21 protein-coding genes are annotated in these 25,821 nt (G+C 44.2%); 20 read left to right on the forward strand and 1 reads right to left on the reverse strand.

What is annotated here, in order from left to right; genetic code table 11:
* The first annotated feature begins 29 nt into the window (after positions 1–29).
* The 10 genes from MKY52_RS15825 (at position 30) to dnaJ (ending at position 12,563) form a co-directional block, all read left to right on the forward strand.
* Positions 30–1,334, forward strand: a complete 1,305-nt coding sequence (locus tag MKY52_RS15825; protein WP_341052225.1) for an ABC transporter substrate-binding protein — start codon at positions 30–32, stop codon at positions 1,332–1,334.
* A 91-nt stretch (positions 1,335–1,425) separates the two neighbouring features.
* Entirely contained in the window at positions 1,426–2,310 is an 885-nt protein-coding gene (locus MKY52_RS15830; RefSeq protein WP_231573337.1) for a carbohydrate ABC transporter permease, read from the forward strand.
* A gap of 63 nt (positions 2,311–2,373) precedes the next feature.
* The gene (locus MKY52_RS15835) at positions 2,374–3,201 is read left to right on the forward strand and encodes a carbohydrate ABC transporter permease (protein ID WP_076284811.1); all 828 of its coding nucleotides are present in this window, start codon (positions 2,374–2,376) and stop codon (positions 3,199–3,201) included.
* 19 nt (positions 3,202–3,220) lie between these two features.
* Positions 3,221–5,470, forward strand: coding sequence for an FAD-dependent oxidoreductase (locus tag MKY52_RS15840; protein ID WP_341052227.1), 2,250 nt, complete (start codon positions 3,221–3,223; stop codon positions 5,468–5,470).
* Positions 5,471–5,683: 213 nt separating this feature from the next.
* Positions 5,684–6,856 carry a radical SAM family heme chaperone HemW gene (gene hemW, locus MKY52_RS15845; protein WP_341052229.1) on the forward strand — a complete coding sequence of 391 codons (1,173 nt, stop codon included), beginning with the start codon at positions 5,684–5,686 and terminating at the stop codon, positions 6,854–6,856.
* Positions 6,857–6,949: 93 nt separating this feature from the next.
* The gene (locus MKY52_RS15850) at positions 6,950–7,441 is read left to right on the forward strand and encodes an N-acetyltransferase (RefSeq protein WP_042194380.1); all 492 of its coding nucleotides are present in this window, start codon (positions 6,950–6,952) and stop codon (positions 7,439–7,441) included.
* Positions 7,442–7,546: 105 nt separating this feature from the next.
* Positions 7,547–8,578 (forward strand): heat-inducible transcriptional repressor HrcA, encoded by a 1,032-nt coding sequence (gene hrcA / locus MKY52_RS15855; protein WP_042191003.1) that lies wholly within the window; start codon positions 7,547–7,549, stop codon positions 8,576–8,578.
* Between the two features lie 62 nt (positions 8,579–8,640).
* Entirely contained in the window at positions 8,641–9,222 is a 582-nt protein-coding gene (gene grpE, locus MKY52_RS15860) for a nucleotide exchange factor GrpE (protein WP_149647632.1), read from the forward strand.
* Positions 9,223–9,336: 114 nt separating this feature from the next.
* Positions 9,337–11,184: a molecular chaperone DnaK gene (dnaK, locus tag MKY52_RS15865; protein WP_042190999.1), complete on the forward strand. Its 1,848-nt coding sequence runs from the start codon at positions 9,337–9,339 to the stop codon at positions 11,182–11,184.
* Between the two features lie 257 nt (positions 11,185–11,441).
* Positions 11,442–12,563: a molecular chaperone DnaJ gene (gene dnaJ / locus MKY52_RS15870; RefSeq protein ID WP_042130386.1), complete on the forward strand. Its 1,122-nt coding sequence runs from the start codon at positions 11,442–11,444 to the stop codon at positions 12,561–12,563.
* Between the two features lie 84 nt (positions 12,564–12,647).
* Here dnaJ and MKY52_RS15875 read toward each other — a convergent pair whose 3' ends face one another.
* Entirely contained in the window at positions 12,648–17,129 is a 4,482-nt protein-coding gene (locus tag MKY52_RS15875; RefSeq protein WP_341052232.1) for a S8 family serine peptidase, read from the reverse strand.
* 284 nt (positions 17,130–17,413) lie between these two features.
* Here MKY52_RS15875 and MKY52_RS15880 point away from each other — a divergent pair, with 284 nt between their 5' ends.
* From MKY52_RS15880 to MKY52_RS15925, 10 genes are all read left to right on the forward strand, one after another.
* A complete protein-coding gene (locus MKY52_RS15880) occupies positions 17,414–17,773 on the forward strand; it encodes a hypothetical protein (RefSeq protein ID WP_042190997.1) in 360 nt (119 codons plus the stop codon).
* A gap of 39 nt (positions 17,774–17,812) precedes the next feature.
* Positions 17,813–17,992, forward strand: a complete 180-nt coding sequence (locus MKY52_RS15885) for a YfhD family protein (RefSeq protein ID WP_042130382.1) — start codon at positions 17,813–17,815, stop codon at positions 17,990–17,992.
* A gap of 93 nt (positions 17,993–18,085) precedes the next feature.
* Positions 18,086–18,460, forward strand: coding sequence for a hypothetical protein (locus MKY52_RS15890; protein ID WP_340972278.1), 375 nt, complete (start codon positions 18,086–18,088; stop codon positions 18,458–18,460).
* A gap of 363 nt (positions 18,461–18,823) precedes the next feature.
* Positions 18,824–19,735 (forward strand): methyl-accepting chemotaxis protein, encoded by a 912-nt coding sequence (locus MKY52_RS15895; RefSeq protein WP_149647628.1) that lies wholly within the window; start codon positions 18,824–18,826, stop codon positions 19,733–19,735.
* A gap of 197 nt (positions 19,736–19,932) precedes the next feature.
* Entirely contained in the window at positions 19,933–20,493 is a 561-nt protein-coding gene (locus MKY52_RS15900) for an RNA polymerase sigma factor (RefSeq protein WP_076299677.1), read from the forward strand.
* Positions 20,453–22,129, forward strand: a complete 1,677-nt coding sequence (locus MKY52_RS15905) for a DUF4179 domain-containing protein (protein WP_341052236.1) — start codon at positions 20,453–20,455, stop codon at positions 22,127–22,129. The genes MKY52_RS15900 and MKY52_RS15905 overlap by 41 nt, the downstream gene beginning before the upstream one ends.
* Before the next feature lie 135 nt (positions 22,130–22,264).
* Complete coding sequence (locus MKY52_RS15910; protein ID WP_341053430.1) at positions 22,265–22,843, forward strand: DNA-3-methyladenine glycosylase I; 579 nt, start codon at positions 22,265–22,267, stop codon at positions 22,841–22,843.
* 190 nt (positions 22,844–23,033) lie between these two features.
* Entirely contained in the window at positions 23,034–24,089 is a 1,056-nt protein-coding gene (gene prmA / locus MKY52_RS15915; protein ID WP_341052238.1) for a 50S ribosomal protein L11 methyltransferase, read from the forward strand.
* A 2-nt stretch (positions 24,090–24,091) separates the two neighbouring features.
* Positions 24,092–24,775: a site-2 protease family protein gene (locus MKY52_RS15920; RefSeq protein WP_042190984.1), complete on the forward strand. Its 684-nt coding sequence runs from the start codon at positions 24,092–24,094 to the stop codon at positions 24,773–24,775.
* 278 nt (positions 24,776–25,053) lie between these two features.
* Positions 25,054–25,818, forward strand: a complete 765-nt coding sequence (locus MKY52_RS15925) for an RsmE family RNA methyltransferase (protein ID WP_042190982.1) — start codon at positions 25,054–25,056, stop codon at positions 25,816–25,818.
* Positions 25,819–25,821: the final 3 nt, after the last annotated feature.

A 25,821-nucleotide genomic window follows, 5' to 3' on the forward strand; every position in this document is an offset into this window, starting at 1 on the left:
ACATAATCCTTCCAAGGGGGAAGATATCGATGAAGAAAAAGTGGTATCCTGCAGTGCTTTCTGTCTTATTAGCAGGTACGATGCTGGCTGGTTGTGGTACTAGTGGAAGTAATGATGCGCAGGGCAGTGCAAATGGACAAAAAGCAAAGGAGAAAATAAAGCTTACGATGTGGGGGGCAGTTCCTGCAGAAGCCGGGCCTCAAGCTGTAATTGATAACTGGAATAAAGATAATCCAGACATTCAAGTCGAGTATATCCGTAATGTAAATGACGATGCTGGAAACTTAAAGCTGGATACTGCCTTGATGACCAATCAAAACATAGACCTTTTCATGAACTACGATCTTGCTCATTTACAGAAACGTATGGATGCAGGCGTTGCCTTGGATCTAAGCACGAAAACAGATTATGATATCGACAGCCAGATCGGCGAGGACGCAGCAATGTGGAAAATCAATGATAAGTACTATGGGATTCCTACAAAGAAAAACATGGCGTTTGTATGGTTGAACAAAGATATGCTGGATGCAGCAGGATTACCGATTCCTGCGGTGGACTGGACCTGGTCAGATCTTGAGGAGTATGCGAAGAAGCTAACGAAGCCTGGTGTGTACGGATTATTGCAGGCAGATTCCTCCTTCTCAACAACGATGGACGGTACGCTTGCTGGAATGGGTGTGAAACAGGCGGATGGTACTTCAAACTTTGGGAATGATCTATGGAAAGAACACCTGGAAATATTGCATAACATGATGTTCGTGGACAAATCCACACCGGAATATGGCGAGCAACTGACCAGTAAAATGCCGGTTGACACCATGTTCCTTCAAGGCAAAGCGGCAATGCTGGCAGCAGGTGAGTTTATTTTCCGAAATGCGAACAACTTGAAGGACTATCCGCATGATTTCAAAACCGCGTTCGCCGCTATTCCAAAAGTGAATAAAGATCAAAAGGATTATAAATATTCGGGCGGTGTGGGTGACATGCTTGCTCTTAATGCGAAATCCAAGAACCTGGATGCAGCTTGGGAGTTCGCAAAATGGTATGCGGATGGCGGTATGCTGCCAATGGCAAGCGGGGGGCGTATTCCAGCCTCTAAGAGTGTAGATAGTAAGGAAGCAATGAGCCTTCTCATGAAGGGTGTGGAAGACAAATATGATACAGATTCAATGAATAAAATTGTATTCGGCAAATTTCCATCCTTCCAGCTAAATGTAACTCAACAAGCCATTGATGCACGTAAAGAAGAGTATGAAAAATACTTCTTAAATAAGCAAGATATTGAAACCACGATGAAGAATATGCAAACCCGTTCGCAAGAGTTATTGAAATAATGAAATAGTTAGCACAAAAGAGAAGGAGGAAGATTTCTTCGTTCTTCTCTTTCGTGTACCCATTTTTCAGCATACGAAAGGCGGCGATACCGTGAAGCGGAGAAGCTGGATGGACAGACAAGGCTGGATCGGCATGACCTTTATTCTTCCGAATATGATTGGTATTCTCTTATTCTTTATTATTCCTGCAATCTATTCCTTTGTCCTCATGTTTACGAATTATCAATTTTCAAATCCGAATTGGCAATTTACCGGGCTGGATAATCTCAAACGATTGTTCCATGACGATAATTTCTATGCCTCGATCAAATATACGGTGATATTCCTGATATCGGTTCCAGTATCGATGGTGCTCGCATTTATTGTAGCGCTATTTCTAAACCGCAGTGTGTATCTTAAAGGCGTATTACGTGGAATGTTCTTCCTACCGTATATCTCCAGTGGAGTAGCCGTTGCATTTGTTTGGATGCTGCTATTTCAGCCTTCACAGGGACCCATCAATGAAATGCTTCGCTGGATTGGCATAACATCGCCGCCAGGATGGTTTGCGGATACGGAAACCGCAATGTATGCCATTGATATCGTACAAATCTGGCTGATGCTTGGCTACAATATGATCATATATTTAGCTGCATTACAGGAAATTTCGACAGAACAGCTGGAGGCTGCTCGGATCGATGGTGCAAGCACATTCAAAACAACATGGAAAATTGTATGGCCTCTTGTTAGTCCCACAACTTTCTTATTAATGATTACCGGATTAATTATGACGATGAAATCGTTCTCGATTATTCAAGCCATTACGGCTGGAGGTCCTAGCGGAAGTACGACGGTCTTATCACTATTCGTTTATAAAACAGCATTCAGTTATTACGATATGGGATACGCTTCAGCCATTTCATGGTTCTTGTTCGCCGTCATTCTCGTCATTACAGTCATTCAGTGGATCGGCCAAAAGCGCTGGGTTCATTACTAAATGATCCCACAAAGTGAAGCTTTGCGGGGGGCCCCGAAACCATAATTTAAAGGAGCAGGCGGTATGAATGAAAAAGCAGGAAACATGAAGGTGAAACTGCCAGTAACGATCATCATGTTTGTTCTAGGACTATTTATGATTGTGCCTTTCCTATGGATGCTCAGTACATCCTTTCAGACACCTGCCGAGGTGTTTAATAAATGGCTGCCTTCATCTCTCAACTGGAGCAATCATATTCGGGTGTGGACAGGAAGTCATGATTTTGTTCCGTATTATTTAAATTCACTTAAGATTTCGATTATTGGAACTGTGGGGGCGGTGTTTCTATCTGCCCTTGCCGCTTACGGATTTTCACGTACTTCGTTCAAAGGTCGAGATGGACTATTTGTCATATATCTATCTATGATGATGGTTCCACCTCAGGTACTTTTTGTTCCAAAGTTTATCATGTTTAACTGGGTTGGAATTTACAATACGCATTGGGCGCTGATCCTACCCGCCATGTTCTCAATCTTCGGTGTATTTATGCTTCGGCAGTTCTTTATGAGCATCCCCAAGGAAATTACGGAATCTGCTTTTTTAGATGGGGCGGGGCATTATAAGATATTTTTCCGCTTAATTCTGCCATTAGCGAAGCCAGCAATAGCAACGTTTGCTATTCTCGATTTCTCCTGGCAATGGAATGATTATGAGAATGCGCTTGTATTCTTGCAAAGCCCTAAACTATATACCATTCCGCTTGGATTGCAGAATTTTATTCTTGAGAACAATGTGGACTACAACGGGATGATGGCTGCTTCATCGGCTGCGATTATTCCAATGATTATTATCTTCTTTGTGGGTCAGAAATACATTATTCAAGGGATTTCAAGTTCGGCTGTGAAAGGCTAACTTTAGGAGGAGTACTAACATGAGAACAGAAACGGTTAAATCCGATGTAACAGTGGTCGGTGGTGGACTTGCAGGAATGAACGCGGCGATCGCTGCAGCGCGCCTAGGGTTAAAGGTAGCACTAGTGCAGAACCGTCCTGTACTTGGTGGTAACTCGAGTTCAGAGGTTCGGGTATGGGTATGTGGTGCAACAGGACATGGTGTAAATCGATATGCACGTGAGACAGGCATTATGGGTGAGTTATTCATCGAGAATCAATACCGGAACCCGGAGGGAAATCCATACTTATGGGATCTAACCTTACTCGAAGCCGTGAAGGCAGAGTCGAATATCAGCCTGTTCCTAAATACCGATGTACGCGAAGTGGAAGCGGAAGGAGAGGCAGAGGATCGGACGATTCGCAGTGTGATTGGTTGGATGATGGGATCTGAGCGGTTGATTACGTTCAAGAGTGAGGCGTTCATCGATTGCACGGGCGATGGTTTGGTTGGCTTCCTGGCAGGAGCTGATTTCCGATTAGGACGTGAAGCCCGCCATGAATTTAATGAGGAATGGGCACCTGAAGTGCCTGATAACATTACATTAGGCAGTACATTATTGTTTTATACACAGGATACAGGAAAACCGGTACGTTATGTTGCTCCATCGTTCGCGAAGGATATTACAACAACGTCGATTCCGATCCGTCGGGTCATTCGGAGTGGAGATTCAGGCTGTCACTACTGGTGGATTGAGTGGGGCGGTGAGCTTGATACGGTGGATGAGAATGAACGTATACGTGATGAGCTATCCTCTGTTATTTATGGGATTTGGGATTACATTAAAAACTCAGGTCATTTTGATGCCGAAAATATGACGCTGGAGTGGGTTGGCTCAATTCCGGGTAAACGTGAATACAGACGGTTTGTTGGCGATACGATCTTAACGCAAAATGATATTCTTGCGCAGCGTGAATTTGAAGACCGGATTGGATTCGGAGGATGGTCGATTGATCTGCATCCACCGCAAGGGATGTACGCAGAAGAGAGCGGCTCGAAACATCTGCATGCGGATGGGATTTATCATATTCCATTTAGTTCGCTCTATTCGAAGAATGTGCGAAATCTACTCTTCGCGGGTCGGAATATCAGCGCATCTCATGTGGCTTTTGGAACAACACGCGTCATGGCAACCTGTGCGATCATGGGTGAAGCGGCTGGAGCAGGTGCAGCATTATCCGTCATCAAAGGTGTAACCCCTCGTGAAATTCGCAAGCAGCATATGCATGAATTGCAACAGGTGATGTTAAAGCAAGATGCTTCGATTATTGGATTGCGCAACGAAGATCCGCTAGACCTCGCGAGAAATAGTGAGATTCTTGCGTCTAGTACGATGAAAGGCATATTACTGGATCGTCCAGCTGAAGCTTATGAGCTTTCTCATGACGTAGGAATTTTGTTTCCGGTTGAAGGAAATATCCTTGGGTTGAAGCTGCTTGTGTCAGCAAGTACTCAGTCAGAGCTGACCGTTGAGCTATGGACGACTGGGCGTGAGGAAAATTATGTTCCAGCAGAGTCTAGACAGGTTGATGTTGTTATAGTACAAGCTGGAGAGCAGCAATGGATTGATGTTCCGGTACAAGAGGAGCAGTGGAGTTCAATCGGCGAATGTAATATCTTCGCTATTATTCGAGCTAATGAGCATATTCAATTGCATATTTCAGAAACCCCAATCACAGGTGTTATTACATTTGAGAGAGGCGTTAAACCTGTAGTTGATTCAGCGCTGGAGGATCATCAGCCAGACCAGCCGGTGATGGAGTGGAGCATGAAACAGCTTGTACGCAGGCATTTCTGCTTTGCGGTAGAAACATCCGCATATGCTGCATCCAAAGTCACTGACGGGTATGTTCGACCTTTTGCAGGGCCACATAGCTGGGTTTCTGAGCCGATGACTGCTGGTAGAACGGAGTGGGTAGAGGCGCGTCTCCCGGATGCTGCTTCAGTCTCTGAAATTCATTTTACCTTTAACGATGATGTTAATGAGGATCTTATCAACCTACATCACCATGAAACGCCATTTCTAGTGATTCCTGAACTAGTAAAGGCTTACGATGTAGAGTTGCTCATTGATGGCGTGTGGCAAGTCATGTTCCGCGTCAAAGACAATCATCGCCGGAAGAACGTACATCGTTTAGAGAAGCCTGTCCTTACGGATGCTGTTCGGATCGTTGTTCATGAAACCAACGGAGGAAAACGTGCAGAACTCGTGGAAATGCGGATATATTAAGAAGAAACGGCTTAGCCGTCCTTATAGGGACGGTATCCGTTTCTGCGAGAAATACAAAATATATAGGATAACGTAAAACTTATACTTTTTTGTATTTTAAAATAGAGATCATTTATAAATGATCGCCCCTCGAAGGGAAGCCGTCAGGCTTCCCTTTTCTTGTTTTTTAGATTACACTAGTCAAACGATATTTTTATATAAAGGAGACAGCTAATGACTACGAATACTAATGGCCGTCCCCCTGAGGCCGTGTACATTCATATACCTTTTTGTACCAATAAGTGCTTTTATTGTGATTTTAATTCCTACGTTCTCAAGGATCAGCCGGTTATGGATTATCTCGAAGCCTTGGATCGAGAAATGGAGCAGACCGTTAAGAACACCCCACCGGGTGTCATCAAAACGATCTTTGTCGGCGGAGGTACTCCAACTGTACTGAAACCCGATGAGATGGCTTATTTTCTAAAATCAGTTCGCACACATTTCCCGAATTGGGATAAAGATATCGAGTTCTCTATGGAAGCAAATCCGGGAACTACGGATAAAGATAAGTTGACGGTTATGAAAGAAGGCGGCGTGAATCGGGTGAGCTTTGGTGTTCAGGCGTTTCAGAACGAACTCCTGACGGGCATTGGCCGGATTCATAATGTTGACGATGTATACCGCAGCTTGGAGAATGCTCGTGCAGTTGGTCTTAACAACCTGTCGGTTGACCTTATGTTTGGTTTGCCGAACCAAACTGTAGAGATGCTGGGCGAAAGTATTCGTAAGGCCTTGGAGCTTGATTTACCCCACTATTCTATTTACAGCTTGAAGGTGGAGGAGAACACTCTTTTTCACACCCTATTTAATAAGAACAAACTTCCTCTTCCTAATGAAGAAGATGAACTGCAAATGTACCTCTTGTTGATGTCATCTATGAAGGAAGCGGGCTATAACCAATACGAAATCAGTAACTTCGCAAAACCAGGTATGGAGAGTCGTCACAATATCACTTACTGGCGTAATGAAGATTATTATGGTCTCGGAGCAGGTGCACATGGATATGTTGGGCGCCAGCGTCATATTAATGTTAAGGGTGTAAATCCTTATGTTGAAGCTACACGTAAAGGGTTGCCTCGATTAGACGCATACCCAATCACTGAAGCAGAAGCGATGGAGGACTTTATGATGGTTGGCTTACGTATGCATGAAGGCGTCTCTAATGAGGCTTTTCAAGCGCAATTTGGGCGTTCGATAGAGGATGTATTTGCGAAATCCTTGCATAAGATGCTGCATGCGGGTCTACTTGAGCACGAAGAGGGGACTTACCGACTCAGCAAGCAAGGGATCCTTTTCGGGAACGATGTTTTCGCGGAATTTGTAGGCGCACTGACAGAAGTTTAATTTTAAAATACCCCTTGAATTGTAATTCACTCTGTTGTATATTTATTCATATTATCAACAGAGGGGTGAATTAAAGTGCTTGCCAAGACGGAAATGATCCGCCATTCGTCTCCAGCAGGAGACGCACAGGTGATTTGCAGAAATGCTGTGATAGAAGATGTTGAACCGTTGTATCTGATGATAGAAGAATACGCACAGCGCGGGATCATGTTGCCCCGTTCCAGGCAGGCGCTGACACGCCAGATCGATCAATTCGTTGTTGCAGAAATTGGCGGCAGATTCGTTGGCTGTGGGTCACTCTTCAGACTCGGGAATGATCTTGTAGAGATTCGCTCGATCGGTCTGAATGACGAAGGTAAGGGCAAAGGTGTAGGCTCAATGATTTTAGAGAAGTTGGTTGAGGAAGCCAGAAACCAGAAAATCCCTAAGGTCATGGCACTAACCTACGCCGTAGATTTCTTTCTTAGAAACGGATTCGAAGTTGTCGAGAAAGAGATTTTTCCCGAAAAGGTATGGACAGATTGCGTGAATTGTAAAAAGCAGCATGCCTGCGATGAAATAGCAGTACTTAAGATGCTGAACTGACTTGACAATGTCAATGTCAGTTTGGTATTTTTGTATTAGTGGTTAGCACTCATCTGAGTCGAGTGCTAACGAATCGGAGCCAATAGCCGGGTAGGAGGGGATAACATGTTAACTGATCGCCAGAGAATGATACTAAATGCAATTGTAGATGATTATATTTCATCGGCAGAACCAGTAGGATCTCGCAGCATTTCTAAACGGGGTGATGTAGGGTACAGCCCTGCAACTATTCGAAATGAAATGGCTGACCTAGAGGATTTGGGTTATCTCGAGCAGCCTCATACATCGGCGGGGAGAATACCTTCCCATAAAGGATACCGATATTATGTGGATCATTTGGTACCGTGGAATTCCGCCGAAACGGCAGAGATGGGCACGATCCGCGCTTTTTTTGCCGAGAAGCTGAATGCGATGGAGCAGGTAATCCAACATGCGGCGATGATTCTTTCCAATATGACGAATTACACTTCCATCCTTCTGGGACCGGAGGTTTTTCATACATCATTGCGTCATTTTCAGTTGTTACCACTAGATGATAAAACCGCTGTAGCGATTATTGTTACAAGTACGGGTCAAGTTGAGAACCGTACGGTGAACATTCCGCCGGAGATATCCGTTTCCGAGATGGAGAAAGTGGTTAACCTACTGAATAGTAAGCTGGTCAATGTACCACTCTATAAGCTGAAGACTCGGCTGTATTCCGAGCTTGGCGAGGAAATGCAGCGTCACATCTCACATTATGAAGAATTAATGCAAGTGCTAGACATTGCGCTGGAAAGTGATCAAGAGCAGCGTATCTATCTTAGTGGAGCGACGAATATGCTTACACAGCCTGAGTTCAAGGATGTTGACAAGGTGAAAAGCATTCTTGATCTGCTGGAAGAGACGCCTACATTGCTCAAAATGCTGGCCCCTACAACAGGCGGAACAGGTATCCAGGTCCGAATAGGGACGGAGAACAATCATGAAGCGTTCGCTAACTGCAGTCTGATCACCGCCACTTATTCTCTTGATGGGCAGGCACTGGGGAGCATTGGTATCCTTGGTCCGACACGAATGGAATATGCAAGAGTGATGGGGATCTTGGGCATTTTATCCCGAGATTTGACAGCGATGCTGGCACACTGGTATAAGTGAACAGAGTCAACATTGATTACGTGAATGATTATAATGAATGATTTTAAGGAGGTGAAGACAACTTGAAAAAGGAACAAGTTCAAGATGCTAATGAATTCAAAGATGATTTGATAAATGAGGAACCTGAGGCTGATGTAGCTTCGGAAACCGACTCATTTACGGCAGAAGAAATTAGTGAAGGTGCTTCAGACACAGGTTCGGAGGTAAAACGTCTGCAGGATCTCGCTGATGAATATCAAGGACGTGCGCTGCGTGCGCAGGCTGATTTCGATAACTTCCGTCGTCGTACTCAGAAGGAGAAAGAAGAGTTGGCTCAATATGCCACCTCCAAGCTCGTGACTGAATTGCTTTCAGTACTGGACAATTTTGAGCGTGCTTTAGTGACTACTCCTAGCAGCCCAGAATCCGAAGCTTTCGTGAAGGGTGTTAATATGATTTTCCGTCAGCTAGATGGGGTATTGAAGTCCGAGGGACTTACGGCTATGGAAACAGTAGGACAGCCTTTTAATCCTGAATACCATCAGGCTATTATGCAGGTGGAGAGCGAGGAGTACGAAGAGGGTATCGTAACGGAAGAGGTCCAAAAGGGATACCTCCTGAAAGATAAAGTCCTTCGTCCTGCTATGGTCAAAGTCAGCATGTAATCTGTATATATAGGACGGGCAGTATCTGTCCACCATGTACCAATCGAATTTTTTAAATATTTTATTATTTTAATGAGCGAATGCTCCATATACCTTTAGAGGAGGCAAATTATTGTGAGTAAAGTTATCGGTATTGACTTAGGAACCACGAACTCTTGCGTTGCCGTAATGGAAGGCGGCGAAGCCGTTGTAATTCCAAACCCAGAGGGCGCACGTACAACCCCTTCGGTGGTAGGTTTTAAGAAAGACGGCGAGCGTATCGTCGGTGAAACAGCTAAACGCCAAGCAATTACTAACCCTGATCGTACGATCAGCTCTGTTAAACGTCACATGGGTACTAACCATAAAGAAAGCATCGATGGTAAAGACTACTCCCCACAAGAAATTTCAGCAATGATTCTTCAAAAGCTGAAATCCGATGCAGAAGCATATCTTGGCCAAACTGTTACTCAAGCAGTTATCACAGTTCCTGCTTATTTCAATGACAGCCAACGTCAAGCTACTAAAGATGCAGGTAAAATTGCAGGCTTGGAAGTTTTGCGTATTGTGAATGAGCCAACAGCTGCAGCTTTGGCATATGGTCTGGAGAAATCCGAAGATCAAACTATCCTTGTCTATGACCTTGGTGGCGGTACGTTCGACGTATCTATCCTTGAGCTGGGCGATGGATTCTTTGAAGTAAAAGCTACAAGCGGCGACAACAAACTTGGTGGCGATGACTTTGACCAAGTGGTTATGGATCATCTGGTATCCGAATTTAAGAAAGAGCAAGGCATTGATCTGAGCAAAGATAAATCTGCTGTACAACGTTTGAAAGATGCAGCTGAAAAAGCGAAGAAAGAATTGTCGGGCGTACTGACAACCACTATTTCTCTTCCGTTCATCACTGTAGTTGACGGAGTGCCTCAGCATTTGGAGATCAACTTGACTCGTGCGAAGTTTGATGAGCTTACTGCTGGTCTAGTAGAACGTACTTTGGGACCAACTCGTCAAGCATTGTCTGATGCTGGTATGACGCCTGCAGACCTTACCAGAATCGTTCTGGTTGGTGGTTCTACACGTATTCCTGCTGTACAAGATGCAATTAAGAAGCTTACAGGTAAAGATCCACACAAAGGTGTGAATCCGGATGAAGTTGTAGCTCTTGGTGCTGCTGTTCAAGCGGGTGTATTGACTGGTGATGTTAAGGACGTTGTATTGCTCGACGTAACTCCGCTTTCCCTCGGTATCGAAACTGCAGGCGGCGTGTTCACGAAGATGATCGAGCGTAACACTACAATTCCTACAAGTAAATCCCAAGTATTCTCGACCTTTGCTGACAACCAACCTAGCGTTGAGATTCACGTGCTACAAGGTGAGCGCCAAATGGCGAATGGCAACAAAACATTGGGACGCTTCATGCTGAACGAGATTCCACCAGCACCACGTGGCGTACCACAAATCGAAGTTTCTTTCGATATTGATGCCAACGGTATCGTGAATGTGTCTGCAACTGATAAAGGCACTAACAAGAGCCAAAAGATCACTATCACTTCTTCCAGCGGTCTGAGCGACGCAGAAGTAGAACAAATGATGAAGGATGCCGAGCTTCACGCTGAGGAAGACCGTAAGCGTAAAGAATTGGTAGAAGCGAAGAACAGCGCTGACCAACTCGTGTATTCCACTGAGAAAGTGATCAAAGATCTTGGTGATAAAGCTGATGCTTCCGAAGTTGAAAAAGCAAACGAAGCTAAAGATAAAGTGAAAGCAGCACTTGAAACTGACAATCTTGAAGAAATCAATGCAGCTACAGAAGCATTGACTGAGATTGTACAACAGTTGTCCATGAAGCTGTACGAACAAGCTGCTCAAGCAGAGCAAGGTGCTGAAGGTGGCGCTGGAGCTGCTGAAGGCGCTCCTAAGAAAGACAATGTAGTTGACGCTGATTATGAGGTTGTTGACGAAGATAAGAATCAAGGGTAACCTTAAACGATAAGTGTATAGGGCGTAACTGATAAATTCTTATATAGTTAAGAAGGGAAGGTCAAAACCGGGTCATCCCGTGTTTTGACTTTCCTTTTGTAATATCAGTTTGCACACTCTTCGCGAATGCGCCTTCTGATATTGTAAGAATAAACATCTGCTGGAACTGGATGGTCAGATCCTGGGGTTTTATCGTATAATGGTTTCTTTGACAGGTAATTAGGAATTTGAGTATGTAATGTACGGAGGTGAAAGCAGTGGCAGATAAACGCGATTATTATGAAGTGCTTGGCCTCAGTAGAGATGCTTCAGACGACGAGGTGAAGAAAGCGTACCGGAAATTGGCGCGCCAATATCACCCAGACGTGAATAAAGCAGATGACGCTGAAGCTAAGTTTAAAGAAGTAAAAGAAGCTTACGATGTTCTTAGCGACGGGCAACAGCGAGCTAGATATGACCAATATGGCCATATTGATCCTAACCAAGGTATGGGCGGCTTCGGAGGCGGCGGTGGCGACTTCGGAGGACTAGGTGATATCTTTGATATGTTCTTTGGCGGCGGCGGACGTCGTGATCCTAACGCACCACAGCGTGGCGGGGATTTGCAGTATACGATGACCATTGAATTCAAGGAAGCGGTATTCGGTAAAGAAACTGATATCACTATTCCACGTACGGAAACTTGCGATACCTGCTACGGCTCCGGGGCTAAACCGGGTACTAAACCAGAGACTTGTTCCACTTGTCATGGTAGTGGGCAACAGGAATTCGTACAGAATACACCACTTGGACAGATGCGTAATCGTCGTCCATGTTCACATTGCAGTGGTACAGGTAAGATTATTAAGGAAAAATGTACGACTTGTAGCGGACAGGGTAAAGTTAAGAAGCAGCGTAAGATTCATGTACGCATCCCTGCCGGTGTCGATGACGGTGCGCAGCTGCGCATGACTGGCGAAGGCGAGGGCGGCTTACGCGGTGGTCCTGCTGGAGACTTGTATATTGTCATCCGTGTCAAATCGCATGATTTCTTCGTACGTGAGAACGATGATATTATGTGCGAGGTTCCACTTACATTTGCACAGGCTGCACTTGGCGATGAGATTGAGATTCCTACCTTAACGGAAAAAGTGAAGCTGAAGATTCCTGCGGGAACGCAGACCGGTACTTTCTTCCGCCTTAAAGGTAAAGGTGTTCCACGTCTACGTGGATCTGGCCAAGGTGACCAGCATGTTAGAGTCATTGTTGTGACACCTAGCAAGCTGAATGATGAGCAAAAAGATTTGTTGCGACAGTTCGCCTCTCTAAATGGAGAAAACACACATGAGCATGAGCAATCTTTCTTTGATCGTGTGAAGCGTGCGTTCCGCGGGGACTGATATTTCTAACTTCATTAATTGAGTAATTGAATAAAAGCTGTTCCGATGCAGGGTATGCATTGGAACAGCTTTTTTATCATTCAACTAGATGTTGTTTGAAGAACGTAGGTCCTCAAATACACGGCTCAGAATTGTTGCTGCTTGTGCACGAGTCAGTGTACCTTGTGGATTGAAGCTGTCCGCAGTAACACCTTTGAGATAACCTTTGGTTACAGCATAGGCTACAGCGTTGCGTGCCTCCGCAGCGATGTTATCTGCATCCTTAAAGCTTAAAGGTGTCTTTGCTACTGTAAGATCAGCACCAAGAGCCTTAGCGATGATAAGAGCTGTTTCCTCGCGAGTCAGCACATCACGAGATCCACTTTCTTTGATGCGAGTACTCCAAGTGTCACCTTTTCCAAGTAGACGGTCGAAGAGCGTTAGAAGCTCTGCCTGATTTAAAGTGTCAGCAGGTTTAAAGCTGCCATCGGCTCCTTTGCCGGCAATGATACCATGTGAAGCAAGGATTTCGATATCGGTTTGAGCCCAGTGTGTGCCAATATCTTTAAAGCTTATTTTTCGGGATGCTGCACTGTAAGAACCGTCACCAGTAACGTTAAACTGTAGAATCCCTTCTTTAGAGATAGAACCAGGTAGTAGATAGGACCATTTATGATCCTTTGATTCTACATAAGCGGCAGTCTTTCTTGCATCATGAAGACTGCTGGCCTTTAGATTAAGCTGAAGGATGATCGGCTTTCCGGTTGTCCAACCATTTTTGATAGTGAGAATGGAAGAACCGATATTTATTGCAGCCGAGCTACCTGCTAAGACTGCTGTGTTACCTGCATCTGTCAGACTAATCGTAAGGGTCAAACCAGTGCTGTTGATGAAATCCGGAAGAGTCGCCGCTGGAATAAGTACATTGAACCCACTACCGTTTAGGCGGAGTGCATACTCTGATTTCTTTAACTGCTCGGCTTGGGCCGGGGTAAGAGAAATAACAACTTGGCTATATTTATTGAAGCTTACATCGCTAAGATCAAGAACAGAAGTTTTATCTTTTGCATTCTGGATCGAATTGGCTAATGCAGTGTCTAAGATGTTGAACACCGCTGAAGGCTTGCCACCTGCTGGATCTGCAGTCTCTACTAGCTTCCCAGATTTCAATGCGATTCCAGAAGCAGGAGCATTGGTTGCTGTAGGTACATACGAATCAGGTGATGGAGTTGGTGTTGGCTTCGGTGTTTCAGGTGTCTTAACACTTACGCTTAACGTTCTCACACCAGATGGGATTGTTGATGTTGTAGCATCATTCCAGATCTGCACATCATACAGCTCGAGGGAATAGGCTCCTTCTACTGTAGGTTTGAAGGTTATTTTGCCTAGTGAGCCTGAGCCGTGATAAGCACCACCTGACAGATTGACGCTATACTGTGTCAGCTTGCGGCCGTCTCCTAGCTTATAGGTTTGTGAGAATTCTGTAAGTGGAATACCTGAGAAATTCTCCTCTTGATACGTAGCCAGTTGTACGCTTGGCTGGATTACCGGTGTTTCAAGGGAATCGTCGTAAATGACAGCGAATGAAGCCCCATAGACGCCATAAACCTCATCTGTCACGGAATACCCAAGATCAACGGTTACCGGTTGTCCCACATCAATGGTGGCTGCAGATAGAGACGGAGTTACATTGAAAATACCATCTCCAGTGCTATAAAGCAGTCGCTGAGCATAATCATCGTCGTCCGCGCCGTTACCTACTTTATCAACCACATAGATTTTGTACTCATTAAGTCCCTCGTTAACAGGAACGTCAATGGAAAAAGCACCGTTATTTGCAATCACACCGCCAAATTTATAAGTATTCCCATCATAATGTTTACCTTCGGCGTACACGGTAAACCAGTTTCCAATAGGTTGTGTATTAGAAATATAATAGGCCATTAGGTCATCATCAATAAAACCGCTGATTTGAGCCGCACCAGGATCGGTTGGCGCTTCACGTTCATATTCCTCAAGTGTGATGCCGGAAACTAATGGCTTCTCGGTATCAATTGTGAACTCGGTCTTTTGATTCTCGAGCAGTTGCCCATTAGGAAGCACAGGAGTGATGTAGTAATGACCATCTGCTAAAGTGGACTTGGCGGAGGTCTCCAGGTCTGTTAACGTTCCATCCCAATTTGTAATCTCGTAAACGCCACGATAGACCTTTTCATCGATAGAATAAACTTCACCTAAAACTGTCGCAGGAGCATCTATTGGAGAGGCTACGAAACTTATGCCATCCAGTTCTTCATTGACAGAGAAGGTAAAGGTGGTGTCGTCTGAGCGTCCATCCCCATTAGGAGAAATCTGTGGACTTTCAAAAGAAAGCTGATTAACAGGCTCTAAGTTGAATTTATCGCCGACAAGTGCATTAAAGGGAAGACGAAGAGTTTCAGTATCAGAGGTTAGGAACAGGATCCCTTCATATGCACCCTCTTTTGCTGTGTCAGATACCTTTAGTGTAAATTGTGCATATTGATCTACACCTGAGGTAACGCTGTTTGGTGCAATATTAATACTAATGTCACCAGGCGCTTCTGTAAGCCATTCGGTGGAAAGAGTATAGGTTGATTCATTCCCATTAAAGTCTTCCACATAGACTGATTTCGTTACGCTAGCTCCTTTTGGGAGCAGGCCAAAGGACAAGGAACCTGTGTAATAAGGGATTTCTACAGTCCCAGGAAGGCCGCTAATTAAGCTCTCCCCAACTTTAGCGATAGATTCAGCTTTTGCTGATTTCTCCAAATTAATTAATCCGGCACCTTGTTGATATAGTGAGTAAGCATCCCCATCACGGTTAAAAATAGGATCCGCATTGTTCATCAGCAACGCTTTAATATCATTTGGCTTAAGATCAGAGTTTTCACTCAGTAGCAAAGCTACAGCCCCTACAACATGTGGGGTTGCCATGCTTGTACCGCTTTTTAAGCCATAAGCATGTTCGTAATCCCCACTCCAGCTAGGAATTGTGGAGTTGATATTTACTCCAGGAGCTACAACATCAGGTTTGATTAGATAATCCGGCATCCCCGGGCCCATAGAGCTGAAGTTTGCTAACTGATTTACTTCAAGCCCTATATAGTAACTGATAATATCTTTAGCAGCATCCAATTGAGCTTTTATCTTTTTCCCATCTGCTTGAGTAATTCCGTAGGTAGGAATGTAAATCCCGGGCGCACCAAGGGTGGGACTGATTTCACCAGCAGCATTATTAGCAATTAGGACAAGCTTGGCTCCAGCTGCTTTGGCATTTAGAGATTTATCTCCGAAACTCAGCACACCTCGATCGACAAGGACTACCTTATCTTTGACGTCCAAATTTGTGTAATCGGAAGTACCTCCAAGACCAGCGTAAACGATCTTACTGCCAGCAATATTATCAACTAAGTCTGGGGAGTAAGTTGCTAAGGTCCCTGGAATTTTTTTAACATCGCCAATATCAAAGAATGGGGTATTCACTGGGGTAGTAGAAGCACCTACACTAAGTGCGAGTTGAGATCCAGCAGGTTCGCCCAATGTTCCTACATCCGGTCCAGCGTTACCGGCGGCAACTACAACATTCACGCCCGATTTTATGGCGTTGTCTATCGCGATTGAACTTGCGGAATAGCTTTGGTTGACATCAGAGCCCAGTGAGAGGTTAATTATATCAGCTCCATCAGCGACCGCTTTCTCAATACCCGCGATTACAACCGCTGTGGGCCCGGAACCATAAGGGCCGAGTACGCGATATGTGTACAAATCTACCTCAGGTGCAACATCCAAAATTGTACCGGCTACGTGAGTGCCATGTGAAGTTTCGTAAGGGTTACCTGCTTTTGGAGGGAAGTTAGCATCAGGTGGTGTTTCTGACGGATCATCATCCTGATCATAGGCATCGTAACCGCCCTTATAATTATCCTTTAATAAAGGGTGATTTTTATCGATGCCGGTATCGACAACGGCTACCTTTACTCCTTCTCCCGTGTAACCTAATGCATGTAGTTTATCCGCGCCTATAAGATTGCCACTGTCTGAATAGGAACGTGTAACAGGCAAAGTCGCTACCTCAACACTGTCTGCTAACGCATGTACTTCATCATTTGGATAAACAGCCGCAACGCCCGGAAGCTCTAGCAGCTTGTTTACTTGATTGGCTGGCAACGTAATGGAATACCCGTTAAAAATTTCACTGTATTCAAAACCGATGTCGGCATCGATTTTCTGCGCTGAGGAAATAAAGCTTTTATGCTCTGAGATAATTTTACTGCGTTGTAAGGAGACTGAGGATCGTAAAGAAGAAGTTTTAGCCTCATTTTCATACACACTGACTGGTTTATTAGTTAATTCCACGATCACGGATACTGGTGCTGAACCTTTGAGCACACCCGCGTAGTTATGAGGGGTCACACTTTGAGACTGTACATTATTAGCTAGGTTAGTTGATGTTTCAAGGGATGAGTTCGCAAATGCAGCGGATGGAAAAAGGACAGAAACAGCCAGTCCGAAGCTCGCCGCCCCAATACCAAATTTTTGAATAGAGTGTTTAAAGGTACGTTTCAAATAAGTTCATCCTCCCAAATGAATTTTTATAGTGCAGTGTGTATCTGTAGTTCTCCTCCTCAGCGTAAAATGTAAAAAATTATGAAAATTAAATTTATTCTACAGCTATAACTTCAAATCGAATATACAACTTTAGTACTATATTGCAGGGAAGCGTCGAGGAAAATGTCGAATTCCCAGTAAATAAGTGGAGTATGAGAAAAAAAGGGCATAAAAGAAGTGAAATGAAGACAATATAAAGGAATGCAACAGATATCTGAATTTCAAGCGAGAGCGGGGATAAGATGTCGGAAAGATCTATTTTGGCTTATTTTAAAAGTCCTGAAGAAGCGGAGGGTGTTGCTCGTAAGCTCCGTGCACTTCGGGCCATTGAAATTTCCGTTGATCGCTTCAGTAGATATGGAGGCACGAGCTTTAGCTCAGGGGTAAACCCAGTGACAGGCAATGTTGCCAGAATGGACTCCATGACTGCTGAGCGTGCACACACAGGCATACTAGCTGCTGCTGATACCAGCGCCAGTGGGATGAGTCATGGCGGAGATGGAGGACCGACGGGTAGAGATATTTTACTTACGGTGATCTTGAATTCGGAGTCCCATGATCAAGCATTACGCTTAATTGAAGAAGCAGGCGGGATGATTTGAATAATAATTTTCTTAATAAGAAGGGAGACGATCGATACTATGGATAGAGAGAACTCGCAAATATTCTCAAAGACCGAGAAGATGAAAATGCTGTACGAGGCGAAGGCAGAGGACGTAGAGTTTTCAGCAGCGGAGGCAGATCTGGAGGATATCGAAGCCCAGGCTCGGGCTCTAGAAGCAGACAAACGTCAGCTGCATGAAATTATGAAAAAAGAATAGATGCTAAAAGCTAAGGCAGATACCTCACAATGTGGGGTATTTTTGCGTTCTGATGTGTATAATTAGGAGAATAGCCCAAGCAGGGGGGAGAATATGGACAACGTTATTTTATGGATAGGTTTAGCACTGCTTATCGCATTCTTAACTTTTATGAATCAGAAGCAACTGTACTCTTCAAAAGTAAAACAGGCCTACCGTGAGCTGCGGGAGCTAACTGAAAAAGTTCGGCTGGAACGATCTGAGGCAAGCGATTTATACCGTTGGGAAGTAGAATTAGCGGAGATGGAGAAACACCCGAACGAACTTAATAAACTGGATGCTGAGATTGGGGTTCGCCAGGCGTTTGTGATGTATTTGGAAAGACATAGTCCTCTGGATGCAAGACTTCCAAGTTTAAAGGAGGCTGCGTCCTATCAGAAGGATTCGGTATGGGGAATTAAGATCGGAGATTACGGATCCAAGAAATAAGGAAATGTACATATAAAAGGCTATGTTTGCTGGAACGTTTGGTATGTGCATTTTGCAAGAGACAAATTAGTATTAATAGGAACTTGCTTCGAACCCTGGCTGGAATTACGGCTGGGGTTTTCCCAATTATCATCACTTAGAAGTATCTCGATATTACTTGCCCCTCGTCAGAAATCGGCGTATAAACATCCGGGATGAAAGCTGGACTCTACCGAACGTTGGTGGGGTTATTTTTATTACGAATTAGATGCATTTTAATGAAAATCATGTGTTTCTCTCTGCGTGATAAGAGCGTATAATTGTTCAGATATACTTCATGATGACGCGACGAGTAACTTGTAGATATCCAGGAGGAATTATTATATGGGAATGGTACACTCTCAGGGAGTTACCGATGAGCTTGTTGTCCGATCTTTAGAAAAAAATTTAGCGATTATAAGGTTTGATCTTGATCGACGAGTGGCTTATGTGAATGACGTTTTTGCTAGTTCGATGGGGTATAACAAAGAAGAGATGTATGGGATGCATCATAAAGAGTTTTGCTTTCCTCACTTTGTAAATAGCCCGGGCTATGAGCTGTTCTGGCAGGATCTTTTTTCAGGAAAAAGTGTACAGGATAAGATCGAACGAATGGATGCAAAAGGAAATGCGGTATGGCTGGAAGCTACATATATGCCTGTCTTTGATGAAAATAATGAACAGGTCATTGGCGTATCTAAGATAGCGACTAATATCACGGATCGACAAAATAACATGAGTGTTGTAGTACAGCGGATGCAAGAGATGTCGGACAGCTTAAATCATAGAGCCGAGAAAGGCATTGAACGTAGTCAAGAACTATTGCTGAGTATCGATAAAATAGCCGAAGTATCCATTGAAAATACACAGACTCTAGCTAATCTGGAGACACAAGCGGTATCGATTCAGGGAATTGTACAAACTATTCGTAACATTGCTTCGCAAACGCAACTGTTAGCGCTTAATGCAGCAATTGAAGCGGCACATGCCGGGGAGTTTGGGCGTGGTTTTGACGTGGTTGCAAAAGAAGTTAGGAAGCTATCTTCCATGGTGCAGGATTCGATCATTCAAGTGAAAGATAGTGTGGATGCCATTACGCTGGAAATCAATAAGATCTCCAAAGGAACAAACCAGGTGCAAGAAAATATAGAAGCTAGTCAACAGCAGATTCAAATAGCCTTAGATGATTTCAATAATATCTCTTCCTCAGCCCAGGATTTAGATACACAAGCACGAGAGGTTATGAATATCATTTAATTTCTGTATGCTGTTAGCGTGAATATAAAGGAAAGCCAGTTCCCAGATTTATGGGGAGTGGCTTTTTGTGTTGCGAGTATAATTGCTATCTTTCATCTGTTATTACTAGCATCTATAGTTTATGCTCAGAAAAACGAACCTTTTCCAGAGATTGGTTGTCATATAGATATCACGGATAAGAAAGGAGGGAGAAAGATTTGGAGACTAATCGGGAATTATTCGAAGCCTACAACAAGGATGTATATCGGACCTGCTACTATATGGTGCATGACGCCGCGGATGCGGAGGACTTGACGCAGGATGTGTTCATTACCGTATTTCACACGAATCGTGAGAACGTAGAGCATTTGAAGGCTTGGATTATGAAAATAACGGTCAACCATTGCCTGAATCATTTGAAACGGAAGCGTACTTTACAACAAAAAATATCAGACAATCTTTATTTATTTAAGAAGTCTCCTGAAATCCCTGTAGAACGATTGATTGAGCAGCGGGAGACGACAATGGAATGGGCGAAATATTTGAGCCAGCTCCCAGTCAAACTTCGGATGGTGATTACGCTTAGGTACATGCATGATTTCAGCTTGGCTGAAGTATCGGACCTGCTATCCATCCCGCTCGGGACGACCAAATCAAGGCTGCATAAAGGGCTAAAGGTATTGCGGAGAATTTTGCTGGAGGCTGGGGTTCAAATTGAACGGAAAGAGGGCGAATCTTATGAAAAAGTTGGAGAATATGCTGGAGCATCAGTTAAATGAGGGTCAAAGTGTAACATATCCTGATTTTGAAAGCATGTGGGAGAGAATTGAACATAAAAATACAACATCTTTTCACACTCGGATGAGCAGTGGTAGCCAGAAACAGGGGAGAAACTGGAGCAAAATAGCACTTGTTTCATCGTTTTCAGTACTTCTAGCGGCGGCGCCAGTATATGCGGCAGTTCATTATAATTGGGATACAATGCTCCGTGAAAGAGGTGGTATTCAGGCGGCACTGGCACAAAACCTCGGTCAAAAGCTGGATCAATCGGTGACAAAGGACGGAGTGACGCTAAAGCTACATACCGCCATCGTGGATGAGAACCGAACGGTCATCTTATTCACATTGGATGTTGGACAACGACAGGACAGTGAAACTTGGCGTGTCACTGAGATGACCCTGAAAGGTACTAAGGGGGGAAATAGTTCTGGAGAGTACAATTATCTGAACTGGGACGAAAAGAACCAAATTTATAACGGTTATTTCGAAAGTGAATGGACACCAGAGAAGGACACTGTGAATGTTCAGCTAGTTACAAATGATATTCAGGCTTTTAGTGAACAATCGTTAGATTTGCCGCTGGATATTCACTCGACGGAGACACAGAGCTTCCCTATTGGACAGGAAGGGATGCGCAGCATAGAGGTGAAGCCATTTACCCAAGGTCAAGAGAAAATGTTATTCTCTTCAGCGATTATTTTTGATCAACCGGAAGCAAAAGAATGGGCCTTTCCAAATATTGTTGCATACAAAAACGGAACGCTCATAAATTCGCTGACTGGAGGTACTTTCGGTACACCGGGAGAAAACGGGGAATATACGTCCCAGCAATATTTTAAGGCGGAGGATGTTTCCGGTGGTCAAACGACTTATAAGCTGCAATATATGAAGAAAGAAAAAGATGTTAATGGACCACTTTCATTCGATCTTCAATTAAGCAAAAAGCAGATGGAGAGCGGGACGATAAAAACCAGTCTAAATCTGCCGCTCGAGGCAGGTGAGACTGATTACACGCTGGAGAATATGGTTGTGTCGCCTACTCAAATTCGAGTCACAGTTAGAAGTAAGGATATAGACAATGGCTTCCCTTATAAAAAGTATGCTCTTGAAGTAGCAGGCAAGACGCTTGAGGGGAATTTATGGAGATCTCCAGAGGGTGAGCCGGAGCTGACAGTGCTTCGTTTCGAACGGCCAGTCGACCTTGAAATTACGAAAGAGACTCCGATTACCTTTGTAGCTAAATATAAGGTGACTCAGCATGGCAGCTATAAAATTACAAATAATAATGATGACAAAATACCGCTTCTTTTAACGAACATTTCTCAAAAGAAACAGACGATTATCCAGCAACTCAACGGGTATCCGGTGAAGTGGACATACTATATGCAGGGATCCGATCTTTATGTAGAAACTGGAAGTGAAGATGCTCGCTTCGGTGGAATTAACCAGACACATATCGGGCTTGGTAAGGAGCGCATCCTAGGTAAACCGCTAACCGTCAATTTCGCGGGGGATGGAAACAACAAGGCCATTGATGTGTATAAGAATTTTAAAGGTACAGAAGCTACTATCTATATGTTCTACTATACAACTGATGATCCGGATAAAGAAACGAGAGTGCAGATCCAGTTATAAGAGTTAGAAGAAGCATAATTAAAGGAAATAGAATAACTTTTTTAGGGGATGAACCTTGTGTTCTTCCCTTTTTTTCGTATACAGTGAGTAGACGTTGTAAAGGTTTAGCTATGAATAATTAAAGGGGGGGAAATGATGGAAGTCACTCGCTGTGCTTGGGTCAATGATGATCCTCTATATATTGCCTATCATGATGAAGAGTGGGGAAAGCCTCTGTATGGTGACCAAAAGCTGTTTGAATTGCTTATGCTGGAAGGGATGCAGGCAGGGCTGAGCTGGTACACGGTACTAAAAAAACGGGCGCGTTTCAGAGAGGTATTTGACGGATTTGATCCGAATAAGATTGTCCATTATGATGAAGCCAAAATTGCAGAGCTAATGAGTGATCCAGGGATTATTAGAAATCGATTAAAAATTGATGCTATCATTCGTAATGCGGGTGTGTATTTGCGAATTTGCGAGGAATATGGCAGCTTTGCAGAGTATCTCTGGAGCTTTGTCGGAGGTGTGCCAACTATTAATCATTGGAAGACTCGTGCAGATGTACCTGCTTCGACGGCTCAGTCTGATGAGATGAGTAAGGCATTAAAGAAGAAAGGCATGAAGTTTGTGGGTACTACAATATGTTATGCTTTTATGCAGGCATCGGGGATGGTGGATGATCATTCGCTCAACTGCTTTTGTAGGCGTAAAGAGGACGTCGCAGGTTGTTGAGCTGTAGTTTGGCGTTACACCAATAAGAAATGTTATACTATGAAGCGAATGCTTTCGAAGCGAGTTTTGCACGAAGTAAATCAATGAAGCAAATGCTCACAAAACTAAGCCTATGCTTTCGAAGCGAGTTTTGCACGAAGTAAACCAATGAAGCAAATGCTCACAAAACTTTTAGGAGGATTACATAAAGATGTTATGGCATGAAGTGACGATACATACAACAGAAGAAGCACAGGAAATGATTTCGAATTTTTTATATGAAGCTGGTGCGGGTGGGGTTTCTATCGAGGAATCCGGCACACTGAATAAAGAACGGGATACACGTTACGGTGAATTGTACGACCAACCTTTGAATGATATTCCTGAAGGGGAAGCGGTCATAAAAGGGTATTATGCCGATTCCACAGATATGGATGCTGTTATAGAAGAATTGACTCCACGGGTAGCCGAATTGCATGAGTACGGGATTGATCCAGGCAAAGCGTTGATTTCTTGGAAGACTGTGGATGAAGACGAATGGGCGCATGCTTGGAAGCAATATTTCAAACCGCTACGCGTATCCAAACGGCTTACCATTAAACCAACCTGGGAGGAATATACGCCTGAGAGTCCAGATGAAGCCATCATTGAGATCGACCCTGGCATGGCATTTGGTACTGGGACTCACCCTACAACAGCTCTGTGCCTCCGTGCACTTGAAAAGAATATTAGCGGTGGTGAAGAAGTTATCGATGTCGGCACCGGTTCAGGAATTCTGGCTGTAGGTGCGATGCTGCTAGGTGCAAAATCCGTATTGGCCTTAGATTTAGATCCGGTGGCTGTGGAAAGTGCACGGGAGAATGTAGCCCTTAACAAGCTTGAATCGTCCATAACGGTAAAAGAGAGCGATCTTCTATCGCTGCTGGGCGGGGAAGGCGTAGCTGATACAGCGGCTGGAGAGATGTGGCCATCCGCTAGACCTGGTCACTCACTAGAAGGAGCCGTTCCTGCTAAGCAAGAGCAAGAAGGCAACCTTGGCGTGACATTGCCTGTACAAATTGTAGTTGCGAATATTTTGGCGGAAATCATCGTATTGTTTACGGATGATGTGTACCGCGCGCTTCAGCCTGGAGGCCTCTACATTACCTCAGGTATATATAAAGATAAAGAAGGACTTGTAGCGAACGCGCTGAAAGCGTCTGGTTTTGAGATTATTGAAATATCCCGTGAGGAAGATTGGGTGGCGTTTACAGCCGGAAAGAGGTAAAGATGGATATATTACAAAATATAATTCGAGTAGATTTAGATCAGCTTCCTTTCCTGCTCATTACAATTTTAATTGCTTTTACAGTACATGAATTCAGTCATGCATATTTCGCGAATAAGTTCGGTGACCCAACAGCAAGATTACTTGGCCGCATGACGCTTAATCCTGCTGTTCATTTCGATTTCTTTGGTATTTTGCTGCTGCTAGTTGCTGGCTTCGGTTGGGCACGTCCGGTTCCGGTAAACCGCGATAACTTTAGTCGTCCTCGTCTCATGGGAGTCATCGTGTCGGCTGCAGGACCAATCAGTAACCTGCTCTTAGGAATTATTGGTGCTATAATATACGGTGCACTTGCGGCAACTGGAGTTCTAGATAATATCTCGAATGATCGCATGCTCGAGGCTGTATACTTATTCTTTGGCACCTTCATTCAATGGAACTTCTTTCTGTTTCTGTTCAATCTTATTCCGCTGCCGCCACTGGATGGCTATCGGATTGTGGAAGATATCGCCCCACGTTCGATCCGCGGCAAATTACAGCAATTTGAACAATGGGCTGTATTTCTCTTTTTATTGATTCTGTTTATTCCTGGGCTACGGACGTATACGATTGATCCGCTCGCAGGTTGGGCTAGTGAAATGTCGAGAACATTTGTACAGCTGTCTCTAAGAATTTTTGGCAGCTAAGGCAAGGGATAAAGTCTGTTCAACCTTTGTCAAACATTGTATTATGTAATTTGATCAAAATTTGATCGTTAATTTTCGTCTGACCGAACCTTATATTTCTTGAAGAAACGGGTGACGTCCTTATAAGGGCGACTAAGCCGTTTCTTCAAATATAAGAAAGTATAAGTATCACTCTATACTTTATGACTTATATTTTTCGATTAAACGCTTACCGTCCTTATAAGGACGCCGAAGGCGTTTATACTTGTTACTGAATTTATGAACAGGATGATGATGAGATGCAGCGATATTTCGTTACACCGGAGCAGTTTGGTGCGGATACCGTGAGAATTGATGGGGAAGACGCCCGTCATATCGCTAAAGTGATGCGTGGTAAGGCAGGGGACAAGCTTATTGTTAGCGATGGTGTTTCCCGTGAGGCATTAGTAGAGATTGCGCAGATTGAAATTGGGGAAGTCACTGTGAACATTTTGGAGTCCCTGGAGATGACGCATGAACCTCGAATTAAAATTACAGTCGCTCAGAGCTTGCCTAAAGCCGATAAGATGGAAACTGTCATTCAGAAGTGTACAGAGATTGGTGCTGTAGGCTTTGTTCCTTTTCTGTCAGAACGCACAATAGTGCAATACGACGAGCGTAAAGAAAGCAAACGACTGGATCGCTGGCGTAAAATTTGTAAGGAAGCTGCCGAACAGGCTCATCGGAACATCGTTCCGTCTGTAGGGTCACCGTTGTCCTGGAAGCAGCTTTTGCAGACTTTTAGTGAGTATGATGCTGTTTATTTCTGTTATGAAAAAGAGGAAGGCTTACAGCTTCGAAGCAGCGTCGCTCCATGGTTAGCATCGCTTTCGCCGCAGTCTGGCGGGAAAGTTATGGTTGTGGTAGGTCCTGAAGGAGGTTTTACTCCGGAGGAATGCCTCAAGGCAGAAGAAGCCGGGGCAGTATCCGTAGGACTAGGACGGCGAATTCTGCGCTGTGAGACAGCGGGCATGGTTGCCGCTGCTTGTATATTATATGAATCTGGAGAAATGGGAGGAGCTTAAGAG

This window comes from Paenibacillus sp. FSL P4-0184 (genome assembly GCF_038004625.1).
Classification (GTDB): Bacteria; Bacillota; Bacilli; order Paenibacillales; family Paenibacillaceae; genus Paenibacillus_AQ.

Excerpts from the sequence above, each read along its gene's own strand:
- MKY52_RS15825 (WP_341052225.1), top strand. The coding sequence starts at position 30 with ATGAAGAAAAAGTGGTATCCTGCAGTGCTTTCTGTCTTATTAGCAGGT.
- MKY52_RS15835 (WP_076284811.1), top strand. The coding sequence starts at position 2,374 with ATGAATGAAAAAGCAGGAAACATGAAGGTGAAACTGCCAGTAACGATC.
- MKY52_RS15840 (WP_341052227.1), top strand. The coding sequence starts at position 3,221 with ATGAGAACAGAAACGGTTAAATCCGATGTAACAGTGGTCGGTGGTGGA.
- hemW (WP_341052229.1), top strand. The coding sequence starts at position 5,684 with ATGACTACGAATACTAATGGCCGTCCCCCTGAGGCCGTGTACATTCAT.
- MKY52_RS15850 (WP_042194380.1), top strand. The coding sequence starts at position 6,950 with ATGATCCGCCATTCGTCTCCAGCAGGAGACGCACAGGTGATTTGCAGA.
- hrcA (WP_042191003.1), top strand. The coding sequence starts at position 7,547 with ATGTTAACTGATCGCCAGAGAATGATACTAAATGCAATTGTAGATGAT.
- MKY52_RS15880 (WP_042190997.1), top strand. The coding sequence starts at position 17,414 with ATGTCGGAAAGATCTATTTTGGCTTATTTTAAAAGTCCTGAAGAAGCG.
- MKY52_RS15885 (WP_042130382.1), top strand. The coding sequence starts at position 17,813 with ATGGATAGAGAGAACTCGCAAATATTCTCAAAGACCGAGAAGATGAAA.
- MKY52_RS15890 (WP_340972278.1), top strand. The coding sequence starts at position 18,086 with ATGGACAACGTTATTTTATGGATAGGTTTAGCACTGCTTATCGCATTC.
- MKY52_RS15895 (WP_149647628.1), top strand. The coding sequence starts at position 18,824 with ATGGGAATGGTACACTCTCAGGGAGTTACCGATGAGCTTGTTGTCCGA.
- MKY52_RS15905 (WP_341052236.1), top strand. The coding sequence starts at position 20,453 with ATGAAAAAGTTGGAGAATATGCTGGAGCATCAGTTAAATGAGGGTCAA.
- MKY52_RS15910 (WP_341053430.1), top strand. The coding sequence starts at position 22,265 with ATGGAAGTCACTCGCTGTGCTTGGGTCAATGATGATCCTCTATATATT.
- prmA (WP_341052238.1), top strand. The coding sequence starts at position 23,034 with ATGTTATGGCATGAAGTGACGATACATACAACAGAAGAAGCACAGGAA.
- MKY52_RS15920 (WP_042190984.1), top strand. The coding sequence starts at position 24,092 with ATGGATATATTACAAAATATAATTCGAGTAGATTTAGATCAGCTTCCT.
- MKY52_RS15925 (WP_042190982.1), top strand. The coding sequence starts at position 25,054 with ATGCAGCGATATTTCGTTACACCGGAGCAGTTTGGTGCGGATACCGTG.